Origin of the sequence: Staphylococcus sp. 191, assembly GCF_011174885.1 — a bacterium.
GTDB lineage: Bacteria > Bacillota > Bacilli > Staphylococcales > Staphylococcaceae > Staphylococcus > Staphylococcus coagulans.
Window position 1 is genome coordinate 43,644 of record NZ_PNRJ01000002.1, and the last position, 18,045, is coordinate 61,688.

An 18,045-nucleotide genomic window follows, 5' to 3' on the forward strand; every position below is an offset into this window, starting at 1 on the left:
TATTCATCATTTTGATATCTTTTTTAAGATTGGTTTTGGCGTTGAAAAGCACGTTTTAAAACATTGACCCATCCTTTTTCAAACGAAAGAACCGAATTTTTATATGTTTTTGCAGCAACAATAAACAACACAATAATGAGCACAATATGAATAATTACTGCAATAATACCTTCTATCGTTGAGACATTGGACAAGGATAAGCGAGAGAATGTCACAAACGGTGAGAAAAACGGTACATAACTTGTAATTTTGATAAATAAATTGTCTGGATTAAGCGCACCAAAATAACCTGAGTAAAATGCACCCATTATTAATAAATTCATTGGCATTAATGATTGTGCCATATCTTCTATTCTAGACGTTAAGTTACCTAAAATAGCGGCTAAGATAACATAACTAAAGATGCCAAGTATCAAGAATAGCAATCCGAAAATGATCAAGCGAACGATATGAGGTGTAAATTCTACAGATATCGAGTCGAAAGTATGTTTTAAATCAAATATAAAATAACAAGCGACGACAGTGATAAAGAGCGCTAAGATTTGAGTGAACGCTACTGCCAATACGGCTAAAATCTTGGCTAAGATATGATGCACAGGATTTACACTCGTAATAATCATTTCGGAAACGCGCGATGTTTTTTCAGTCGCGACTTCCATCGCTATTTGTTGTGCATAGTTAAATGTAATAAAAAATATTAGAAATGTTCCTGCCATTACAATTACTTTGCTAAAACTTTCTTCTTCAGAACTTAAATTTTGATCTGCTTGACCTTCTTTTTGAACAATTTGGCTTTTAACGTTACTTTGTGCTTGTAACTTTTGTAAATCTTGTCCTTGAAGTCCTAGATCCTGTGCCACCTTTTGCACTTGTAGTTGAGTTAAAACAGATTGTAATGTCGATTTATCTTTATCTGATGGTATATCGTGACTTAAAATAGTTCCATTGAGTTCATGCGTCTTCGTCTCATCAATAATAAAAGCTTGATCAATATCTTCCTTTTTTAATTTTTGCTTTGCTTGTTTTTCTGATACATGTTCAAACTTCGTGTCTTCATTGACAATCGAATATTGCTTTTTGACTTGTTGATACAAATTTTTATCCTGCGTTACAATTGCAATACGGTCTTCTCCACCGTCAAACAGTTTAATGATTTTATCCACATTCGCTAAACCGATGATGAGCAAAATCATGATGACCGTCGTAGTGATAAAAGATCTAGATCTCAACTTCTTTTGGTATGTGATTTGGAAAGTCGCAAAAAATTTATGCATTTTTGTCACCTACCTTCTCTATAAAGATTTCATTAATCGTTGGTTCCATTAGTTGAAAACGTTTCGCATAACCTTTTTGTTGAACGATTTGAAATATCGCTTCTGCCACAGTTTCATTTTCAATTGTAAAATAATTTTCTGAGCGATGAGTTTCATAATGTAATACACCTGTAAGTTGCGCCGCTTCTGATAAGTCATAAGGTGCATCGACGACAAGACGTTGATAGCCTGCTTGTTGTTTCACTTGTTGAATATCCCCTTGTACAACCATCTGTCCACGATTTAATATACAAATATTATCGCAGAGCTCTTCGACATGTTCCATACGGTGTGAGCTAAAGATAATCGTCGTCCCTTTGGCATTAAGATCTTTGACAGCATCTTTTAACAACTCTACATTAACTGGGTCTAATCCACTAAATGGCTCATCCAAAATCAATAGTGACGGTTCATGAATCATACTTGCGAGCAATTGTACTTTTTGTTGGTTCCCTTTAGATAGCGCTTCTATTTTTTTATGACGGTTTTCTGTGATTTGAAAACGCGCTAACCAATAATCTAATGCTTTTTTGATATCCGCATTTTTCATTCCTTTTAAAGTTGCTAAATATTTGAGTTCTTCTGTTACAGTCAATTTAGGATGCAATCCTCTTTCTTCTGGTAAATAGCCAATGATGTCATACATCGTTTTATCTATCTTTTTGCCTTCGTATGTAATTTTGCCTTCAGTCGGTTCAGATAATCCTAAAATCATACGAAATGTCGTCGTCTTACCCGCACCATTTCGTCCTAAAAAGCCCAACATCTTACCTTTTTGAAGTTCAAACGAAATGTCATCTACTGCCACAAATTGTTTGAACTTTTTCGTGACCTGTTCTACTTTTAACGTCATTGATGTAGCTCCTTTCGCTATACGATTACTTTGAATATACAAGAATCCAATAAAAATGACAAGTATATTTATCAAAATGACTTATTTATATTTCATTAACTGCATTGTAGTACACTTAAAGCATAACGCAAATTGAAACAGTTAACCTTACTTAATGTCAATTTGTAGAAAAAAGTGTAGCCAAGATGAAACACTTCCTTAGAAGGTGTCAGCAAAGTGCTTTCATCTCAACTACACAAACGTCTATTCATTATTTATTTAATAGCCTACTAAATATGCAATAGACATCGCCACTGCACATATCACTACCCATGCAAGTATCAGTTTCCATACAAATTTAATCCACTGTGTATAGCTTATATTTGCGACTGCTAAAGCACCCATTAGAACAGCAGATGTTGGAAAGAGACTATTACTGATTGCATCACCATATTGAAAAGCTAAAACAGTAATTTGTCGATTCACCTCGAGTAAATCTGAAATTGGCACTAACAACGGCATTGTAGTTAAAGCTTGACCTGATCCAGAAGGAATGAAAAAGTTGAGGAAAAATTGAAAAATGAACATCCCTATAATCGTCACAACTGGCGGTAATCCTTCTAACATTGATGACATGAAATAGACAATTGTATCGATAATCTTTCCGTTTTCTAAAATAACGATAATCCCTTTCGCAAAACCAACAATCATTGCACCAAACAAGACATTTTTCATACCTTCTAATAAAGCGTCGAATGTACCATTGAAACCTAGGCCAGCTACAAAGCCAGCAAGCAGTCCTGCTAACAAAAAGTTTGCACTCATTTCATTAAATGTCCAACCGAATTTAAAAATCCCAAAAACATTCAGTCCAATAGCCCCAACAATGAATAATAAGCTGACGAATTGTCTACGCGAAAATGACGGTATCACTTCTTGTCGATGACGATCCACTTCTTCCTGTTCTAATTTGTATACGATACTCTGTTCAGGCGAACGTTTCACACGTCTTGCATAGCGCATGACCGCCACCATTGCGGCCAGCAAAATAAAAATATAAATGATAGAACGCAATCCCCATCCTGAGAATAGGGGGAGTTCGGCGACGCTTTGTGCAACGCCGACTGTAAATGGATTGAGCATCCCTCCAATAAAGCCACTCGCTGCACCTAAAATAACGATTGCCGCCCCCGTCAATGCATCGTAACCTAAAGTTCGTGCAATTATAATCCCGATAGGCACAAAAATAATCGTTTCTTCCGCGAGTCCAATTGAAAAACCTAAAATTGAAAACATTAACATAGTGAGCGGAATCATTAACACTTTAAACTGCCCTAATTGCGTCATCAATCGCCGAATCCCTGCTTCTATTGCACCGCTCTTATGTACAATCCCAAAAGCGCCACCTACTAAAAAATATAAAAAACAATTTCTCCACCACTTATTAATCCTTCTGGTATAGCACGAAAGATATCCAATAAACTTGCAGGCTGTGAAGGTAAAATATGATAAGAATCAGGCACAACAACCGTCTGGCCATTGACCTTTTTTCGTTCAAATGTTCCCGCCGGTATCAGATAAGTCAATAGTGCAGCCACCACAATCACCATCATCAATAAAGCATAGGTATGTGGCATCTTACGTTTTTTCAGCTTGTTTTTCATGATTAAAACATCCCTTTTATTTAAATTTTCGAAATAAACTGATTTTTATTTATATACACTTAATCCAGTTGCTCTAATCATGCGCTCTGAATTAAACAAAAATGCTCAAAAATGAAATGCTTACTTACTTCATCTCATCTTTGAGCACACTTGATTTAATATTTATATGGATCTTGTTCTATTTGTTTTTGTTGTGATGTTTCGTATGATGTGAATGATTCCTCGTTTGAAGCATCATCTTTTAGATCATCGTTAGGGAAGCCCTTATCATGACCGGCCTCAATATATTTAGGCGAAGGTCCATATTTATTGACTTGTTCCTTACTATCAAGCAAAGCAATAATTAAACACACAATATTTAAAATGATTGTGAGGCTAAGTACAGTATAACCTAACCAATCTGGAATAAAATCAAAATTTAAGTTTCCAGTCACTTTTGTATCTACCCCATTGATGTTTCCTTCAGAAATATCTTCATCAGGGCTTAGGCCACTGATAACATTATAAATGATACTAACGATAAAACTAATCATTGGAATCCACATTGAAAAGCCCACATCATGAAATCTTCTGACCTGCAACGCTAAATTAGGAATAATGGTTGCTAACGCATAGAGGAGTATAACAATGATTAGAATCACACCCAAAATAGGGCCTACTCCAGGGATAAAGAAACATAAGAATGCAAGGAAAAATGTGACAACATAAATCAAAAAATTCCAAAGTGCTACCCACCAGTATTCACTTCGACGACTTCGCCCTTTGAAGTTAAAGTAATTTAACCAAAAATATTTGTAGGCCTCTACAAAGCCAACTTTCGGCGTTACGTACATGATTGATCCTCCTTGTATTTTCTCTTTTCTTCAGTGTACCATACTCTTTAATGAATGTAACAGATCCCTTTTTCACCATGCATCTCTTTAATATGAACTTCCCTTCGATGTGGCTATGAGTTGGTTTTGACACGCAAGTTCGCTACAATATGAATCATCATCATATATGGAGGCACGTATTATGGATTTTATTCATCGTCCAACGATTCAAACTGCTCAAGACTTATTAGGCGTTCAATTGATTTATGAATCTGAACACCATACGCTTACAGGATATATTGTTGAAACTGAAGCTTATCTCGGCCATCAAGATCAAGCTGCACATGGTTTTCAAGGGAAGCGCACACCGAAAGTCGAATCTCTCTATCAAGAAGGTGGCACGATTTATGCTCATACGATGCACCGACAATTATTAATTAATTTTGTAACCCAAACAGCTGGTGTTCCTGAAGGCGTCCTTATCCGTGCCATTCAACCAGAGCAAGGCATCGATATTATGGAATACAATCGCGGCAAAAAAGGCTTTGAATTAACGAACGGTCCGGGAAAATTAACACAAGCATTACAAATTCCTCGTGCAATAGATGGCTCCAAATTAAATACAGGCCGATTAAAAATTGATACAAAACATCGTAAATATCCAAGAGCGATTGTAGCAGGCCCTCGAATTGGCATCCCGAATAAAGGTCAGTGGACGGATGAACCGTTACGTTTTACGGTTAAAGGAAACCCTTATGTGTCCCATATGCGCGCGAAAGATCGGTTACCCGCACATGAAACGTGGAAATCTTCGTAATAAAAAGCAATGTATCTCGAACATAAAAGACTGTTCGAAATACATTGCTTTTTCTTTATATTGTTTCTTTTTTACGAAACATGCCGACATGAATCGAAATAATGGTACAAATAACTAAAATAATTGGATAGAATGAATATTTCAATACTTCCAAATATGTGACATGACCAAATTGTTCGGCCATTAACATACCACTATCGTGCGGTAACACCATCAATGCACTAGCTGCAAAGATATCTAATAAGCTTGCCATTCGTTTTGGCGCAATTTTATACATTTGTCCAATTTCTTTAGCAATCGGTGCTGATATAATAATTGCGACCACATTATGCACTAATGCAGCGGATAAAAAACCTGATAGAAAGCTCATCGCATATTCAGCACTTTTCGGTCCCTTTGCACGTTTTTTCATCGTTTCAATAATCCAATCGATGCCCCCGTAATATCGAATCAACGCAACAAGTCCTGAAATTAAAAAAGCAATAAGGAAAATCATAAACGTCCCTTCCATACCTTCCCCTATTTTAGTAGTCCATTCAAAAATGCCAATATTTCCTCTTGCTACACCAATAACGCCTGTGAGTAAAATACCCGAAATAAGGACGAGCATGACATTCATTCCTAAAATAGCAGCAGCCAACACAAATAAATAAGGGAGTAAATCAATAAAGTTATAACTCAAATCTTTATCAATGTGTCCTGTACCACCAACAATGGCATAAATAATAAATGTAATGACCGCAGCTGGAAGTGCGATTAAAAAATTCGCTCTAAACTTGTCTTTCATTTTAGCACCGACACCTGTTGTTGCAGCAATTGTTGTATCTGAAATAATAGACAAGTTATCCCCGAAATAAGCTCCTGCAATGACAGCAGCTGCAGCGGCTGCAACATTTAAGTCAGCAGACTGTGCTACAGCAACACCAATTGGAATAAATGCCGCTTGTGTTCCTGTTGATGTCCCTAATGATGTGGCTACAAAAGCACTCATCACAAAGATACCAGGTATGAGTAAACTTGGTGGTATGACTGAAAGCCCCATATTTACCATTGCTTCTTGTCCACCCATCGCAGAAGCAGCGCTCGCGAATCCTCCTGCTAATAATAAAATTAATCCAAGTTCAGCAATACCTGAAGAACCCGCGTTTTCAGTAAAGATCTTAATCTTTTTTGCAACTGATGTTTTTCGATCATAACAAACCCAAGCAATGACTATGGCTATAAATATCGCAACATGCCGTGGCAATCGACTGAATGGGTCTTTAGCGCCTATCGCTGTGAAATATAAACCTACCCCAATATATAAGACGAGAAAAATGATAAGGGGTAATAATGCGAGTGCACCATACTGTTTTTGACTTCTTAATTCTTGTGACATCTCTTTCTCCTTATACCTTAGTTTCACGATAAGGATTATACACCATTATTTGACTTTGACAAGTCACTTGCTTCATTGCTTCTGCATATTCGTTTTAAGATCATTTGCTCACTATGTACATTCACGGCAAATGATGATTTTCGTAGTCGTTTTCTCAATCATCAGTTGAAAAAGTAACGAAACCCGTCTTATTTTTAATAACGACCTGATGCTGTCCTTCACCAACTTGTTTATGTTTTAAGTCTTCAATATCTTCTAAATCGACATTACCATAGCGATTTTGTATATCAAATCTTGTATTATGAGGCTTTGTTTTATAAGTGACTTCGACGCCGCCTTTTTCATTTTCAATCGTTATCGGAATATCTATCGGTACATCATTTAAATCTGTATGACCTAAACGGTTATGAATCAATATTTCTTTATAATCTGTTGTTTCGCTTTCTATATAACCAGAACCTATTTGTGCATTCAACGTTCCGATTTGACTATGATTGATTATGATAGAGCCAGAATCTGTATCAACACTCAACTTATTGATATTTAATTGTTCAATATTCATGACACTTTTTCCTAACTTTAATGAAAGCGCATCTAATTTCGATTTTGGAATCGTGATTAGCACTTTATGTCGTTTTACATTTTTAAAAGGATTGACATTAATACGAGGTTGTACTACATCATTTCCTTTAACGTTAATATTTAATTGCTGTTGATGTTGCTTAGTTTGAATCGCATTTTTCTTGTCAGTAAATACACCTTCAATTTTGAGTTGATCCCCAGTTGTAAGTTCCACATCTTTACCTTTAGCTTCGATATGTAGTGACTTTATTTGAGATGTATCAAACTTCTTCTCTATTTCATCATAGTGCACTTTAGACTGTTGATTAAAAAAGGAGTAATAGATAGTACCTACAATACCAACGATAAAGAGGAGCAAGCCAATTAAAAATAAAATCTTTAGTGTCTTTTTCATGATTGTTTACCTCTCTTGATCAGTTGAATGTTCCATTTTAAATATTTAATGATCATCAAATAACTCCATTTCACAATAACAATGGTTAAAACGGCGAGCATGATACCTAAGCCAAGCCATCCTATCGCTGCAAACCAATCTGATATTAAAACAGGGTCTGTTGTAAACTTTTGTTGATAGAACACTAAAAAAGGTGCTGCCAAGCCAATGAGTCCTACGAATGCGAGACTGATAAGCAAACCAATGTATATCAATAACGGACCTGTAATCAAAATAAAATTAATAATGCTCAGCCCTAAAACAGTTATAATTGCTTGTCCCGTATTTGATAAGCCCTTATGCTTTTCTGCTTCACCTACTGCACTTTCAGCATTAATTGATTTCGCCATATCTTTAGGATGACCTAGCATCTTGACGATTTGTTGTTCAGTTTTGCCATCATTTAAACCTTCAATAAAATGATTTTCGTATTCAGAGACAATATCTTGTTTCTCGGTTTCAGACATATTTTTTAAATGCTCATAAAGTATGGCTAAATATTCATTCTTTGTCATGCTTGCTCACTCTCTTCTATAAATAGTTGTACGATATCTACAAACGCACGCCATTCCGATTTTAATTGATTCAAGCGCACCAAACCTAACTCTGTTAATTCATAATATTTTCTTGCTGGTCCTTCTGTTGAAGGTTGATAATATGTCGAAAGGTAACCTTCTTTTACTAAACGTCTTAATAAGGGATAAACGGTACCTTCCGCAATCATCATCCGCTTAGAAATGTTTTGTACAAGGGAGTATCCATATTGCGCCTCTCCTTTAATAATCAAAAGTACAATCATTTCTAATGCACCTTTTTTAAATTGTATATTCATCGCAAAACCTCCAACTATACATCAATCAGTACTGTTTAATGTATAATACTAAAATAAACTTACCATAAGCTATTAAACATTACAAGGTACTGATTAAAAAATAAAACACACCCCTTCAATTGTGAACGGCTGTATTTTATGTTTTGATGCTTATATTCATTTTTAATGCGTTAGGATAACTGGTTCATGTTTTCCATTGACCTCAATACGATGTGCAATGGTTTCGTGTTCAGTTTCTATATATAAAATAAAAGGAGGAGGTCCTTCTTGACTAAACGGAATATGAATTGATGTCACCCTGTCTATATCAATATCACCTTCCAATATGATACGCGCTTCGGCATCAACAAGCATAAAAGAAGGAATCGGAGCACCATCAATATCTAAAATCTGTAATTGTAGCGTCAAACCATGCTGATTGATCCCTTTGATGTCTATTTCAAAATTCTGAATACGATCATTAGCCCGTTCTAAAATATAAAGACTTTGGCATAAGTCCATTTGCAAATCTATCTCAGCTGAATCGTTTGCAACCTCCATTGACTGAAAATCAGTTATTATCTCTATCTTATTATTTCGTCCATTAATCATAGGTGTCACATCAAATTCGATTATAGTTTGCGTTGTATCGACAATCTCCAAACTCATGTCATTCACTTTAATGAGAAAAGGTTGATTGATGCCTTCTATGTTTAGATGATAATCTTTACTGTCATCGAAGTCTTTGATATCAAAATATTGTTGGTAACTTAATTGATTCATGCGCCCAGGTTGTTCTAAATTTAATTCGACAGCGCCTGAATCATGCTGTTCCGACTTCTCCCATACGTCAGAAACTTCATCGTTAGTCTCGAAACGTTTCACTGTTGACCCCCATTCACCAGCTAAAACGGTTATTGTATGATTTATATAATCCATAGAATACGAATTAAAAACATGTCGATTAATATAAGGTATATAACGTATTCTATGTGCAAGGGGCTGAGGCTTCACCTGTCGCATTGGTATATTCCTTAATTTTTCCATTTTCCATACACCTCTAAATAGAATATTATTTCTTATTATACAATTAATTTAACACTATAAAAGATATGAGAATATATACCAATCATCACAAATTATGGTAAAATGTTTCCATATCTTTAAGCAGAAGGTGTTGGCATGCAAATATTATGGAAAATGTTTAAAAAAGACCAATTCGAGGCACACGTTGATGAGTGTGGCATCGAAGTTGGGACGCCTCAAGGCGGTTACCAATATACCGTGTCAAAACCGGCTGTATTACATATCGTCATGGCAGGGACTGGCAGACTCATTTATCAAAATCAAACTTATATTTTAAAACCGGGTGATTTATTTCTGCTTCAACAAGGGATGGAAGTTCATTATGAATCAGAACTAAATGAACCGTGGACTTATTATTGGGTCGGTTTTAGTGGCAAAATTGCATTAGACTATTTGAATCGAACCACTTTGAAAGATCGTCTCGTAATTCAAAATGAAAACACGGGTGCTATTGAACATATCATTTATCGCATGTGTCATCGCTCTGTTCACTATTCGACTGAAGCATCAGACGATATCCAGCATATGCGTGACTTGTATGAATTGCTCTATCAGTTACATTTGCATTTCCCAAAACCGTTTGCTATTGTTCAGACTGAGATTTATTCAAATGTGCGTGAAGCGATACGCTATATCAACGACAACTATATGAAGGCCATCACGATTATCGATGTCGCAAAGCATGTCAATGTGAGCCGAAGTTACTTGTATAAAATGTTCAAAAAACATATCGATCAATCCCCACAAAATTACTTAATCCATGTTCGGATGTATCAAGCTTCAAAACTTTTTAAAGAAACCAACCTGCAAATCCAAGAAATTGCATATCGTGTTGGATATAAAGACCCTCTCCTTTTTTCTAAAACTTTCAAAAAGCAGTTTGGCATGAGCGCAACAGCATATAGAAAATCACAACAACCTTCTGATTAATTTGAAATATTTAATAGTAGTATATGGTGAGAGATTACATCTAATTTTATAATTATATAGATTTTTGTCCTTAAAAAAAGTATAATTATTTAGTATGGGGTTGAAAGCCCTTTCTATTTCATTAACTTAAAGGGGGAACGTAACAGTGATAGAGCTGAACAGTATTACAACGTTGTTTGTTGCGTGTCTATTGCTTATTATTGGTCAAGCAATCGTCAATAAAGTTGAACTTTTTAATCGATTAAGTATCCCTTCACCCGTGATTGGTGGACTGATTTTTGCGATTATATCTGCGATTCTTTCTTCAACAGGTGTACTTCATATTAAATTAGATGGTGACTTTTTCAGAGACTTTTTTATGCTTGCCTTTTTTACAACAATTGGTTTAGGCGCTTCATTCAAGTTATTAAAACTGGGTGGAAAAGTATTAATCGTCTATTGGATTTTATGTGGTGTGCTTGCCACATTCCAAAATATCATTGGGGTTTCAATGGCAAAAGTTTTACATATTGATCCTTTACTCGGTTTAACTGCCGGTGCCATGTCAATGGAAGGTGGACATGGGAATGCCACTGCATATGGTCAAACAATTCAAAGTTATGGTATTGACTCAGCTGTAACGGCAGCATTGGCGGCAGCAACACTGGGTCTTGTTGCTGGGGGCTTAATGGGTGGCCCCGTTGTGCGTTACCTTATTAAAAAACACAATTTAGCACCTGCGCATAGAGAAGAAACACAAAAAGATTATTCAGAAATCGACATTAATCGTCGCTTACATAAAAACTTTTCTATTAACGAAGTCTTTTTCATTCAAATGACAGTCATCCTATTTTGTATGGGATTAGGAACATTTTTAGGCAAAGCATTTAGTGAATGGTCAGGCTTGAATATTCCATTATATGTTGCGTCTATGTTTATTGCTGTCATCATTCGTAACATTTCAGAGTATACGAACTTAAACTTAATTGATTTAAAACTGACAAATCAAATCGGCGATATTTCATTGAGTGTGTTTTTATCCATCGCGTTAATGAGCATTAAGCTCACGGATGTTTATCATCTTGCACTACCGCTTATCGTTATTGTCATTTGTCAGGTTATTTTCGTAGCGCTCTTTTCCATCTTTGTTGTCTTCCGTTGTCTCGGCAAAGACTATGATGCTGCCGTCATGATTGGTGGTTTTATCGGACACGGCTTAGGTGCAACACCTAATGCGATGGCCAATTTAGATGCGATTACGAAAAAATTTGGGAATTCTCCACGTGCCTATCTCGTTGTACCTATCGTAGGCGCATTCCTCGTAGATTTACTCGGTGTACCAATTATTACAACATTTATTAATATTTTTAAACCTTAATGGATATTATGTAAGGGATTGGATTTATGATATTGAAGTAAAAAATGAGCTATTTTTACTTCTTATGCTAACATTTTAAAACGGATGCTAAAAAAGGTTCATTACGATGTAGTGAACCTTTAATCTTTATATAAGTTCCCTCGTTAATTGAGTTTTTACCCTTATTAATTCAAGGATACGAGCGTGTTTTATTTTTAAAATAAAATTTTAATTATAAAAGAGAAGCGCTAGGACGATTTTGTTAAAAATCATCTTAGCGCTTTTTATTTTGGGATTTTGATGTCCCAGTTCATTTTTTATGCTTCTTGTCGTCGAATTTCCCAGTAATATGGATTTTCTAATTGTGACCAATCTGCATCGATTTCATCACTATTTAATAGACAAGCGTCTAATTCTGCTGTAATTTTTTCTTCATCTAAATCTACACCAATAATAACGAGTTGCGTATGACGGTCTCCATATTCCGGATCCCAATCTGCGCGCACATCTTCTCTTTCTTGTAATATAGCAGCTTTTTCAGCTTTTGGCATTGTTGCGACCCAAAATGTGACAGGATGAATATCTACAGCCGTACCAGCTTGAGAAACAAGACATGCAACTTGGTTGTATTGTGCTAACCATGCAATCCCTTTTGCACGTACAATTGACTCTGACATATTTTCCAACCACGTATTAAAACGTGCTGCATGGAATGGTAAACGACGTTTGTAAACAAATGATGAAATACCGTATTCTTCTGTTTCCGGCGTATGTGTTGCATGACCACCTGCTTCAAGTTCTTGTAACCAGCCTGCTGATTGACTCGCAGTATCAAAATCAAAACGTCCAGTTTCTAATACGTCGTCTAAATCAACTACTGAATTTACTGTACGGATAATTTTTGCGGATGGTTGTAACTTACGTAACATCGCTTCTAATCGATTTGCTTCTTCTTCGCTAACTAAGTCGACTTTGTTTAATACGAGTACATCACAAAATTCGATTTGATCAATCAACAAATCTGCGATAGTTCGTTCATCTTCTTCACCAACTGCTTGATCACGATCTAATAACATATCGCCTGATTGGTAATCTTTAATAAAGCGGTTAGCGTCCACAACTGTAACCATCGTATCAAGATTACAAATTTCTGTTAAGTCGATACCAAGTTCTTCATCAACATATGAGAATGTTTGTGCAACAGGTACAGGTTCAGAAATGCCTGTTGACTCGATCACGATTTGATCAATACCACCACGTTGAACAATACGTTCGACTTCTTTCAATAAATCTTCTCTTAACGTACAACAGATACACCCGTTTGATAACTCTACTAATTTTTCATCAGTACGAGACAATCCGCCCCCATCGGCAACAAGATCTTTATCTATATTGACTTCACTCATATCATTAACAATAACAGCTATTCTTTTACCCTCTCTGTTATAAAGAATATGGTTGAGTAACGTTGTTTTTCCTGAGCCTAAATAGCCACTTAAAACGGTAACAGGTATTTTACCCATTATAAACCCTCCTCTATTCTACTACAAATCGTAACAATTACGTTTTACAGTATATAACATATCCTTACAATAACGCAATGATAAATTCTTTTACCCGTTTAAGATTCATCAATCCAACGTTTTAAAAGTCCTCTAAATTAAAAGCACACCCTCCAAGTTTCCATTTTTTAAATGTTCACTTTAGAGGGTGAGTATCCTATTTTTCGTTACATTGATCTCTATGCTGAAAACCTATCTCTTCATTTCATGAGGCAACCTTTATTTAAAGTTGTCGTTGTTGTATCCAGCTTTTCAAATAAGGATCAAATACAATCGCTGACTGTCTCAACTCTTGAATCGTTCGCGCATTAAGCAAGGTCATAATATGCGCCATTTGTGTTTTAAAATTCTCTATATATTGAACTGTCTCTTCGACACCTGCTTCATGGACGCGTTTTAGAATAGGACGAGACATTCCCACCGCTTCAGCGCCTAAACGCAAGGCCTTCACTGCATCGAGTGGATGACGGATCCCTCCACTCGCTAAAAGATGCACACGGTTACTTAAATTACGCGCCTCTAATAATGAAACGACTGTAGATTGTCCCCAATCACTTAAATATTCCATATCTTTAAGGACACGACGCTCATTTTCAATAGAGATAAAGTTTGTACCGCCACGTCCACTGACATCGACATATTTAACACCATGGTCAATCAAATCTTGTATCGTATCATAACTCATTCCAAAACCGACTTCTTTAACAATAACCGGTATTTGAATGGCCTCTACAATTTTTTTAATCTGTGTCATCCAATGTTTAAATTCACGTTGTCCCTCTGGCATGACGAGCTCTTGTGGTGCATTTACATGGATTTGTAGCGCATTCGCATCTACAATTGAGATAGCCTCTTTTGCTTGAGCAACCGAAGCCTCTGCACTAATATTTGCCCAAATCTGTCCTTCTGGATGGTTTTGACGTACAACTTCATATGAATGACGCACATCTGGATTTTTAAAAGCCGCATGCATACTTCCAACTGCAATCGGCAAATGTGTGGCTGCCGCAACTTGGGCCAGCTTGGTATTCATATCAGCTGTCCATTCAGAGCCTCCTGTCATCGCATTCACATAAAGTACGTGTGCCATTTCTAATGCTTGGCATCTTGATTTTAACGAAACATCTGCGACATCAATTGTAGGTATCGCATGATGGACAAATTGGAATCGATCAAAATCAGATTGCTGTGCTTCACTTTGTGCAAGCGCTAATAGAACATGTTCATTTTTTCGTTGTTCTCTTTTTTCAGTCATTGAGTAGCGTCCCCTTATCATCTTTTCTTGTTTTGACTATATCATAACCTATCGCATGATGAACACCTTTCAACCTTTAAATACAAATTTCTACTGTTATCTTTACCATCATTTAACATCACAAAACTTTAAAATCTACGTTATAATATGACAAAATGCAAAACGAGGTATGAATATGATTAACTTTCCATTTTATGATAAAAATAGTGTCCAAGAAGATTGGATTGATCGCAATCAACATATGAACGACTCAGAATATGCACGTGTCTTTAGTTTAGCGATTGATCACTTTCACGATCAAATCGGTTTGTCCAATCCTGAAAGAAATGCAAGAAATTATACTGTTTTTACCCTTGAAACGCACATCAGTTTTCTCAAAGAACTGTCATTGCATACGCCTATTGCCATTAAAGTCAATATTTACGATTTTGATGAAAAGCGAACACATTACTTCCTAGAATTAATCAATCGCAACACGAATGAAGTTGTCGCAACTGCAGAAACGATGATGATGGGCATTGATAAGTCGACACGCCGCGCAACCCCTTATCCTGAAGATATATTTGCACAAATCCAACATTATGCCCATACACAAAACAGAACGGATTGGCCAAATCAATTGGGGCACCGCATTCAAATACCTAAAAAAAGGAAAAACTAATAACGAAAAGCCTTAAATTGTACTGCACTTTCTATAGAAACATAAAAAGACTGCGCGCCTCAATCTTAAATTAAGCGTCCGCAGTCTTTTAACATGTCATGTCTTCTTTACATATGAAATTCCTGATTATTTAACGAATTATTTAAGCGTCAGTCGCACCACGGCGAATCATATCTGCTTTAGTGACAATAGGATATTTTTTGAATACGATTGAGCCGATATAGCCCCATATTAAGCCAATAATTCCCATAATCACACCATAAATAACGACAGTCCCCCAATGATTAAAACCAAACATTACGATAAAACCTGCAATTGGCGTTGCAGTTCCGGTCGCATCATTCACAAGTCCAGAAAGGGCAATGACTAAGCCCGCGGTTGCGCCTCCGAAAAAGTTCGTAATATAAATAGGAATGGGATTTGCCGAGACAATGTCTGCTTGTGATAATGGTTCAATACTTACAGATATTGTGGATTTGCGATCACCTAATTTGAGACGATGGAATAAAGTTCCGTTCATGAATGCTGAACTGAACGCTGCCATCGCACCAATAGCCATTGGGACACCTGTAAGACCAAGCAAAGCCGTCAGTGCCATAGAGCTTAATGGTGCCGTACCCACTACCGTAATGATACCACCTAAGATAATTCCCATAATGATTGGACTTGTATCAGTTGAGCTTTGGATGATATCGCCAATTTTAATTAATGTATTTTTCACGACTGGTGTGAACAATAATGCCACAGCTCGTGATAATGGCGCTACAATTAACACGGCCACAATCAAATCGACACCATCCGGCACATATTTTTCGGTATATTTCATTAAGTAACCAATTAAATAACCTGCGAAGAAACCAGGTAATAAATCTAAGCCACCACAAGCAGCTGCAATGACTAAAGCGTAAACGGGTGAAACACCAACCGCTAATGCTGTTAAACCTGCTGCTGCTACACCGCCTAAATTTCCAGCTGCAGCGCCGACTTGTTCAAGAAAAGCATTATGAAATACACGTCCCCCAACGTATTTGTTAAATGCTTCGACCAAAAACGTCGCGATAGCTGCATTCGCTAGTGCACCCATGGCACGCATGCCGTTTGGCGCTTTATATGTAAATAACGTGAAAATGACAAGTACTAAAATTAAAAAAGCAGTACCGATTAATAAATCCATAATGTCCCCCTCTTGTTATTCGAAAAGGCCCCTTAAATTTACATATTTATCAATTTCTGAATAACTTTATAATATTGATATTTTTGCATATAGTTAATTCTACTAAAAATTTTACTTAATTGCACGGCGCTTTACTTTATTTAAGAATTTGTTTGTCTCAGACGTTCATTTGATTCTATATTTAATCCAAAAAAAGCTTTATAAAAACAAAATTATTGTGTGAATACGATAATCCACCTCAATTTTGTCTTTATAACACGAACACACACTCACCATTCATCTTGATATATCTATTATTTTTTCAAAACGTTTTGACTTATTGCATTTTCTTTCATACCTAGAAAATAAACTACATCGATATAGAAAAACAGAATGGTCGCTTGTAAAAAGCACATTTGCATATGCTTTTCATCAGAGACCATTCTGCTTATTTATCGCAGAAGCTGCACGCCATTGCATGTCTTACTTCATCTTTTTTATGGATGGATTGTTTTACGGATTTGTTTTAAAACTTTTCTAGATTCAACGATAGGATATAACGGAAAAGCCGTGACCATATCTTTATATTCATAAAAATGAATCGGCTGTTGCTCTGCCTCAAAATAATCAGCGAGCTTACGCATATCTGGATAAAAGATTTCACTTGTACCTCCAAACATATAAACGGGTGGTAAGCCTCGCACTGAACCATACATCGGTGACACATGCGGATTTTTACGCTCTAAATCGTCGACCCAAACTTTAGCGACAGATTGTAAGCTAAACACATTTTGGATAGGGTCTTTCTTTTGAACTTGCTCTGTAATATCTGGATTAGAGAGCGAGAGATCGAGCCAAGGTGAAATTAAATACAACTGACGTGGCAATGGCAGCTCATCTTGCTCCATTAATTTTTGAACAAAGCTTAATGCCATATTTCCACCAGAGGCATCCCCCATAATCACAATATTATCTGCATCTGTTTCTTTCAGTAAACGACGATACGCTTGTTCAATGGCTTGATGGGTTTCACGATACGTGTATTCCGGTGCCTTTGGGTAAATAGGCAAAACCACTTCATGTAACGTTTCATAAGCTAATTTATCCATAAATCGCCAATGAAAAACAGAGGGTTGTAACACAAAAGTGCCACCATAAATATATAAAATCTTATTTTTAATATGATGACCAAAGTTAAAGCGAAAAACTTGCATGTCATCAAACATATCCTTCACTAAGTTCGATTTGACATTGATTTGCTCAGGTTGTTTATGTTTTTCTTTATTGAGTTGGCGGCGTTTTTCTAAATAGGCATCGACCTCATCTTGTGTTTTAAATTTAATATGACGTTGATGCGATAAATATCTCCCCATTAAATTACTCATGACATTACGTTTCAATTCAATCCCTCACTTTTGTC

The 18,045-nt window shown here is 36.2% G+C and carries 16 protein-coding genes and 2 pseudogenes; 5 read left to right on the forward strand and 13 right to left on the reverse strand.

The window, feature by feature from the left end:
* Positions 1–23: 23 nt before the first annotated feature.
* The 4 genes and pseudogenes from C1H58_RS02240 to C1H58_RS02255 all read right to left on the reverse strand — a co-directional run bounded on the left by C1H58_RS02240 (position 24) and on the right by C1H58_RS02255 (position 4,642).
* The gene (locus C1H58_RS02240; RefSeq protein ID WP_165545185.1) at positions 24–1,274 is read right to left on the reverse strand and encodes an ABC transporter permease; all 1,251 of its coding nucleotides are present in this window, start codon (positions 1,272–1,274) and stop codon (positions 24–26) included.
* Complete coding sequence (locus C1H58_RS02245) at positions 1,267–2,166, reverse strand: ABC transporter ATP-binding protein (RefSeq protein WP_165545186.1); 900 nt, start codon at positions 2,164–2,166, stop codon at positions 1,267–1,269. Before C1H58_RS02245 ends, C1H58_RS02240 begins: the two co-directional genes overlap by 8 nt.
* A gap of 258 nt (positions 2,167–2,424) precedes the next feature.
* Positions 2,425–3,809: pseudogene (locus C1H58_RS02250) on the reverse strand (YfcC family protein).
* A gap of 155 nt (positions 3,810–3,964) precedes the next feature.
* Positions 3,965–4,642 (reverse strand): DUF805 domain-containing protein, encoded by a 678-nt coding sequence (locus C1H58_RS02255; protein WP_165545187.1) that lies wholly within the window; start codon positions 4,640–4,642, stop codon positions 3,965–3,967.
* Between the two features lie 181 nt (positions 4,643–4,823).
* Here C1H58_RS02255 and C1H58_RS02260 point away from each other — a divergent pair, with 181 nt between their 5' ends.
* A complete protein-coding gene (locus tag C1H58_RS02260; RefSeq protein ID WP_050330112.1) occupies positions 4,824–5,438 on the forward strand; it encodes a DNA-3-methyladenine glycosylase in 615 nt (204 codons plus the stop codon).
* A 55-nt stretch (positions 5,439–5,493) separates the two neighbouring features.
* On the opposite strand, the gene C1H58_RS02265 is transcribed toward C1H58_RS02260, so the two are convergent.
* The 5 genes from C1H58_RS02265 to C1H58_RS02285 form a co-directional block, all read right to left on the reverse strand.
* Complete coding sequence (locus C1H58_RS02265; protein ID WP_060829481.1) at positions 5,494–6,816, reverse strand: Na+/H+ antiporter NhaC family protein; 1,323 nt, start codon at positions 6,814–6,816, stop codon at positions 5,494–5,496.
* Between the two features lie 154 nt (positions 6,817–6,970).
* On the reverse strand, positions 6,971–7,792 hold the full coding sequence (locus C1H58_RS02270) for a DUF4097 family beta strand repeat-containing protein (protein ID WP_165545188.1): 822 nt from the start codon (positions 7,790–7,792) through the stop codon (positions 6,971–6,973).
* Positions 7,789–8,346: an HAAS signaling domain-containing protein gene (locus C1H58_RS02275; protein WP_165545189.1), complete on the reverse strand. Its 558-nt coding sequence runs from the start codon at positions 8,344–8,346 to the stop codon at positions 7,789–7,791. The genes C1H58_RS02270 and C1H58_RS02275 overlap by 4 nt, the downstream gene beginning before the upstream one ends.
* Positions 8,343–8,663 (reverse strand): PadR family transcriptional regulator, encoded by a 321-nt coding sequence (locus C1H58_RS02280; protein WP_016426248.1) that lies wholly within the window; start codon positions 8,661–8,663, stop codon positions 8,343–8,345. The genes C1H58_RS02275 and C1H58_RS02280 overlap by 4 nt, the downstream gene beginning before the upstream one ends.
* Positions 8,664–8,825: 162 nt before the next feature.
* Positions 8,826–9,689 (reverse strand): hypothetical protein, encoded by an 864-nt coding sequence (locus C1H58_RS02285; protein WP_165545190.1) that lies wholly within the window; start codon positions 9,687–9,689, stop codon positions 8,826–8,828.
* A gap of 135 nt (positions 9,690–9,824) precedes the next feature.
* Between C1H58_RS02285 and C1H58_RS02290 the strand changes: the two genes are divergently transcribed.
* Positions 9,825–10,658 (forward strand): helix-turn-helix transcriptional regulator, encoded by an 834-nt coding sequence (locus C1H58_RS02290; protein ID WP_050330102.1) that lies wholly within the window; start codon positions 9,825–9,827, stop codon positions 10,656–10,658.
* A gap of 145 nt (positions 10,659–10,803) precedes the next feature.
* Positions 10,804–12,015, forward strand: coding sequence for a sodium/glutamate symporter (gene gltS / locus C1H58_RS02295; protein WP_060829477.1), 1,212 nt, complete (start codon positions 10,804–10,806; stop codon positions 12,013–12,015).
* Between the two features lie 296 nt (positions 12,016–12,311).
* Here gltS and C1H58_RS02300 read toward each other — a convergent pair whose 3' ends face one another.
* Both C1H58_RS02300 and fni read right to left on the reverse strand, forming a co-directional pair.
* Positions 12,312–13,517 carry a GTP-binding protein gene (locus C1H58_RS02300; protein WP_165545191.1) on the reverse strand — a complete coding sequence of 402 codons (1,206 nt, stop codon included), beginning with the start codon at positions 13,515–13,517 and terminating at the stop codon, positions 12,312–12,314.
* 262 nt (positions 13,518–13,779) lie between these two features.
* Positions 13,780–14,811 carry a type 2 isopentenyl-diphosphate Delta-isomerase gene (fni, locus tag C1H58_RS02305; protein ID WP_050330096.1) on the reverse strand — a complete coding sequence of 344 codons (1,032 nt, stop codon included), beginning with the start codon at positions 14,809–14,811 and terminating at the stop codon, positions 13,780–13,782.
* Positions 14,812–14,986: 175 nt separating this feature from the next.
* Between fni and C1H58_RS02310 the strand changes: the two genes are divergently transcribed.
* The gene (locus C1H58_RS02310; protein WP_165545192.1) at positions 14,987–15,472 is read left to right on the forward strand and encodes a thioesterase family protein; all 486 of its coding nucleotides are present in this window, start codon (positions 14,987–14,989) and stop codon (positions 15,470–15,472) included.
* A gap of 142 nt (positions 15,473–15,614) precedes the next feature.
* Here C1H58_RS02310 and C1H58_RS02315 read toward each other — a convergent pair whose 3' ends face one another.
* Complete coding sequence (locus C1H58_RS02315; RefSeq protein ID WP_347563066.1) at positions 15,615–16,601, reverse strand: PTS sugar transporter subunit IIC; 987 nt, start codon at positions 16,599–16,601, stop codon at positions 15,615–15,617.
* Here C1H58_RS02315 and C1H58_RS12295 point away from each other — a divergent pair.
* Positions 16,564–16,647: pseudogene (locus tag C1H58_RS12295) on the forward strand (hypothetical protein); the annotation flags it as partial. The gene C1H58_RS02315 and the pseudogene C1H58_RS12295 overlap by 38 nt on opposite strands.
* A 475-nt stretch (positions 16,648–17,122) precedes the next feature.
* Here the strand turns inward: C1H58_RS12295 and C1H58_RS02325 are convergent.
* The gene (locus C1H58_RS02325; RefSeq protein ID WP_165545194.1) at positions 17,123–18,025 is read right to left on the reverse strand and encodes an alpha/beta hydrolase fold domain-containing protein; all 903 of its coding nucleotides are present in this window, start codon (positions 18,023–18,025) and stop codon (positions 17,123–17,125) included.
* Positions 18,026–18,045: the final 20 nt, after the last annotated feature.

Excerpts from the sequence above, each read along its gene's own strand:
- C1H58_RS02240 (WP_165545185.1), bottom strand. The coding sequence starts at position 1,274 with ATGCATAAATTTTTTGCGACTTTCCAAATCACATACCAAAAGAAGTTG.
- C1H58_RS02245 (WP_165545186.1), bottom strand. The coding sequence starts at position 2,166 with ATGACGTTAAAAGTAGAACAGGTCACGAAAAAGTTCAAACAATTTGTG.
- C1H58_RS02255 (WP_165545187.1), bottom strand. The coding sequence starts at position 4,642 with ATGTACGTAACGCCGAAAGTTGGCTTTGTAGAGGCCTACAAATATTTT.
- C1H58_RS02260 (WP_050330112.1), top strand. The coding sequence starts at position 4,824 with ATGGATTTTATTCATCGTCCAACGATTCAAACTGCTCAAGACTTATTA.
- C1H58_RS02265 (WP_060829481.1), bottom strand. The coding sequence starts at position 6,816 with ATGTCACAAGAATTAAGAAGTCAAAAACAGTATGGTGCACTCGCATTA.
- C1H58_RS02270 (WP_165545188.1), bottom strand. The coding sequence starts at position 7,792 with ATGAAAAAGACACTAAAGATTTTATTTTTAATTGGCTTGCTCCTCTTT.
- C1H58_RS02275 (WP_165545189.1), bottom strand. The coding sequence starts at position 8,346 with ATGACAAAGAATGAATATTTAGCCATACTTTATGAGCATTTAAAAAAT.
- C1H58_RS02280 (WP_016426248.1), bottom strand. The coding sequence starts at position 8,663 with ATGAATATACAATTTAAAAAAGGTGCATTAGAAATGATTGTACTTTTG.
- C1H58_RS02285 (WP_165545190.1), bottom strand. The coding sequence starts at position 9,689 with ATGGAAAAATTAAGGAATATACCAATGCGACAGGTGAAGCCTCAGCCC.
- C1H58_RS02290 (WP_050330102.1), top strand. The coding sequence starts at position 9,825 with ATGCAAATATTATGGAAAATGTTTAAAAAAGACCAATTCGAGGCACAC.
- C1H58_RS02300 (WP_165545191.1), bottom strand. The coding sequence starts at position 13,517 with ATGGGTAAAATACCTGTTACCGTTTTAAGTGGCTATTTAGGCTCAGGA.
- fni (WP_050330096.1), bottom strand. The coding sequence starts at position 14,811 with ATGACTGAAAAAAGAGAACAACGAAAAAATGAACATGTTCTATTAGCG.
- C1H58_RS02310 (WP_165545192.1), top strand. The coding sequence starts at position 14,987 with ATGATTAACTTTCCATTTTATGATAAAAATAGTGTCCAAGAAGATTGG.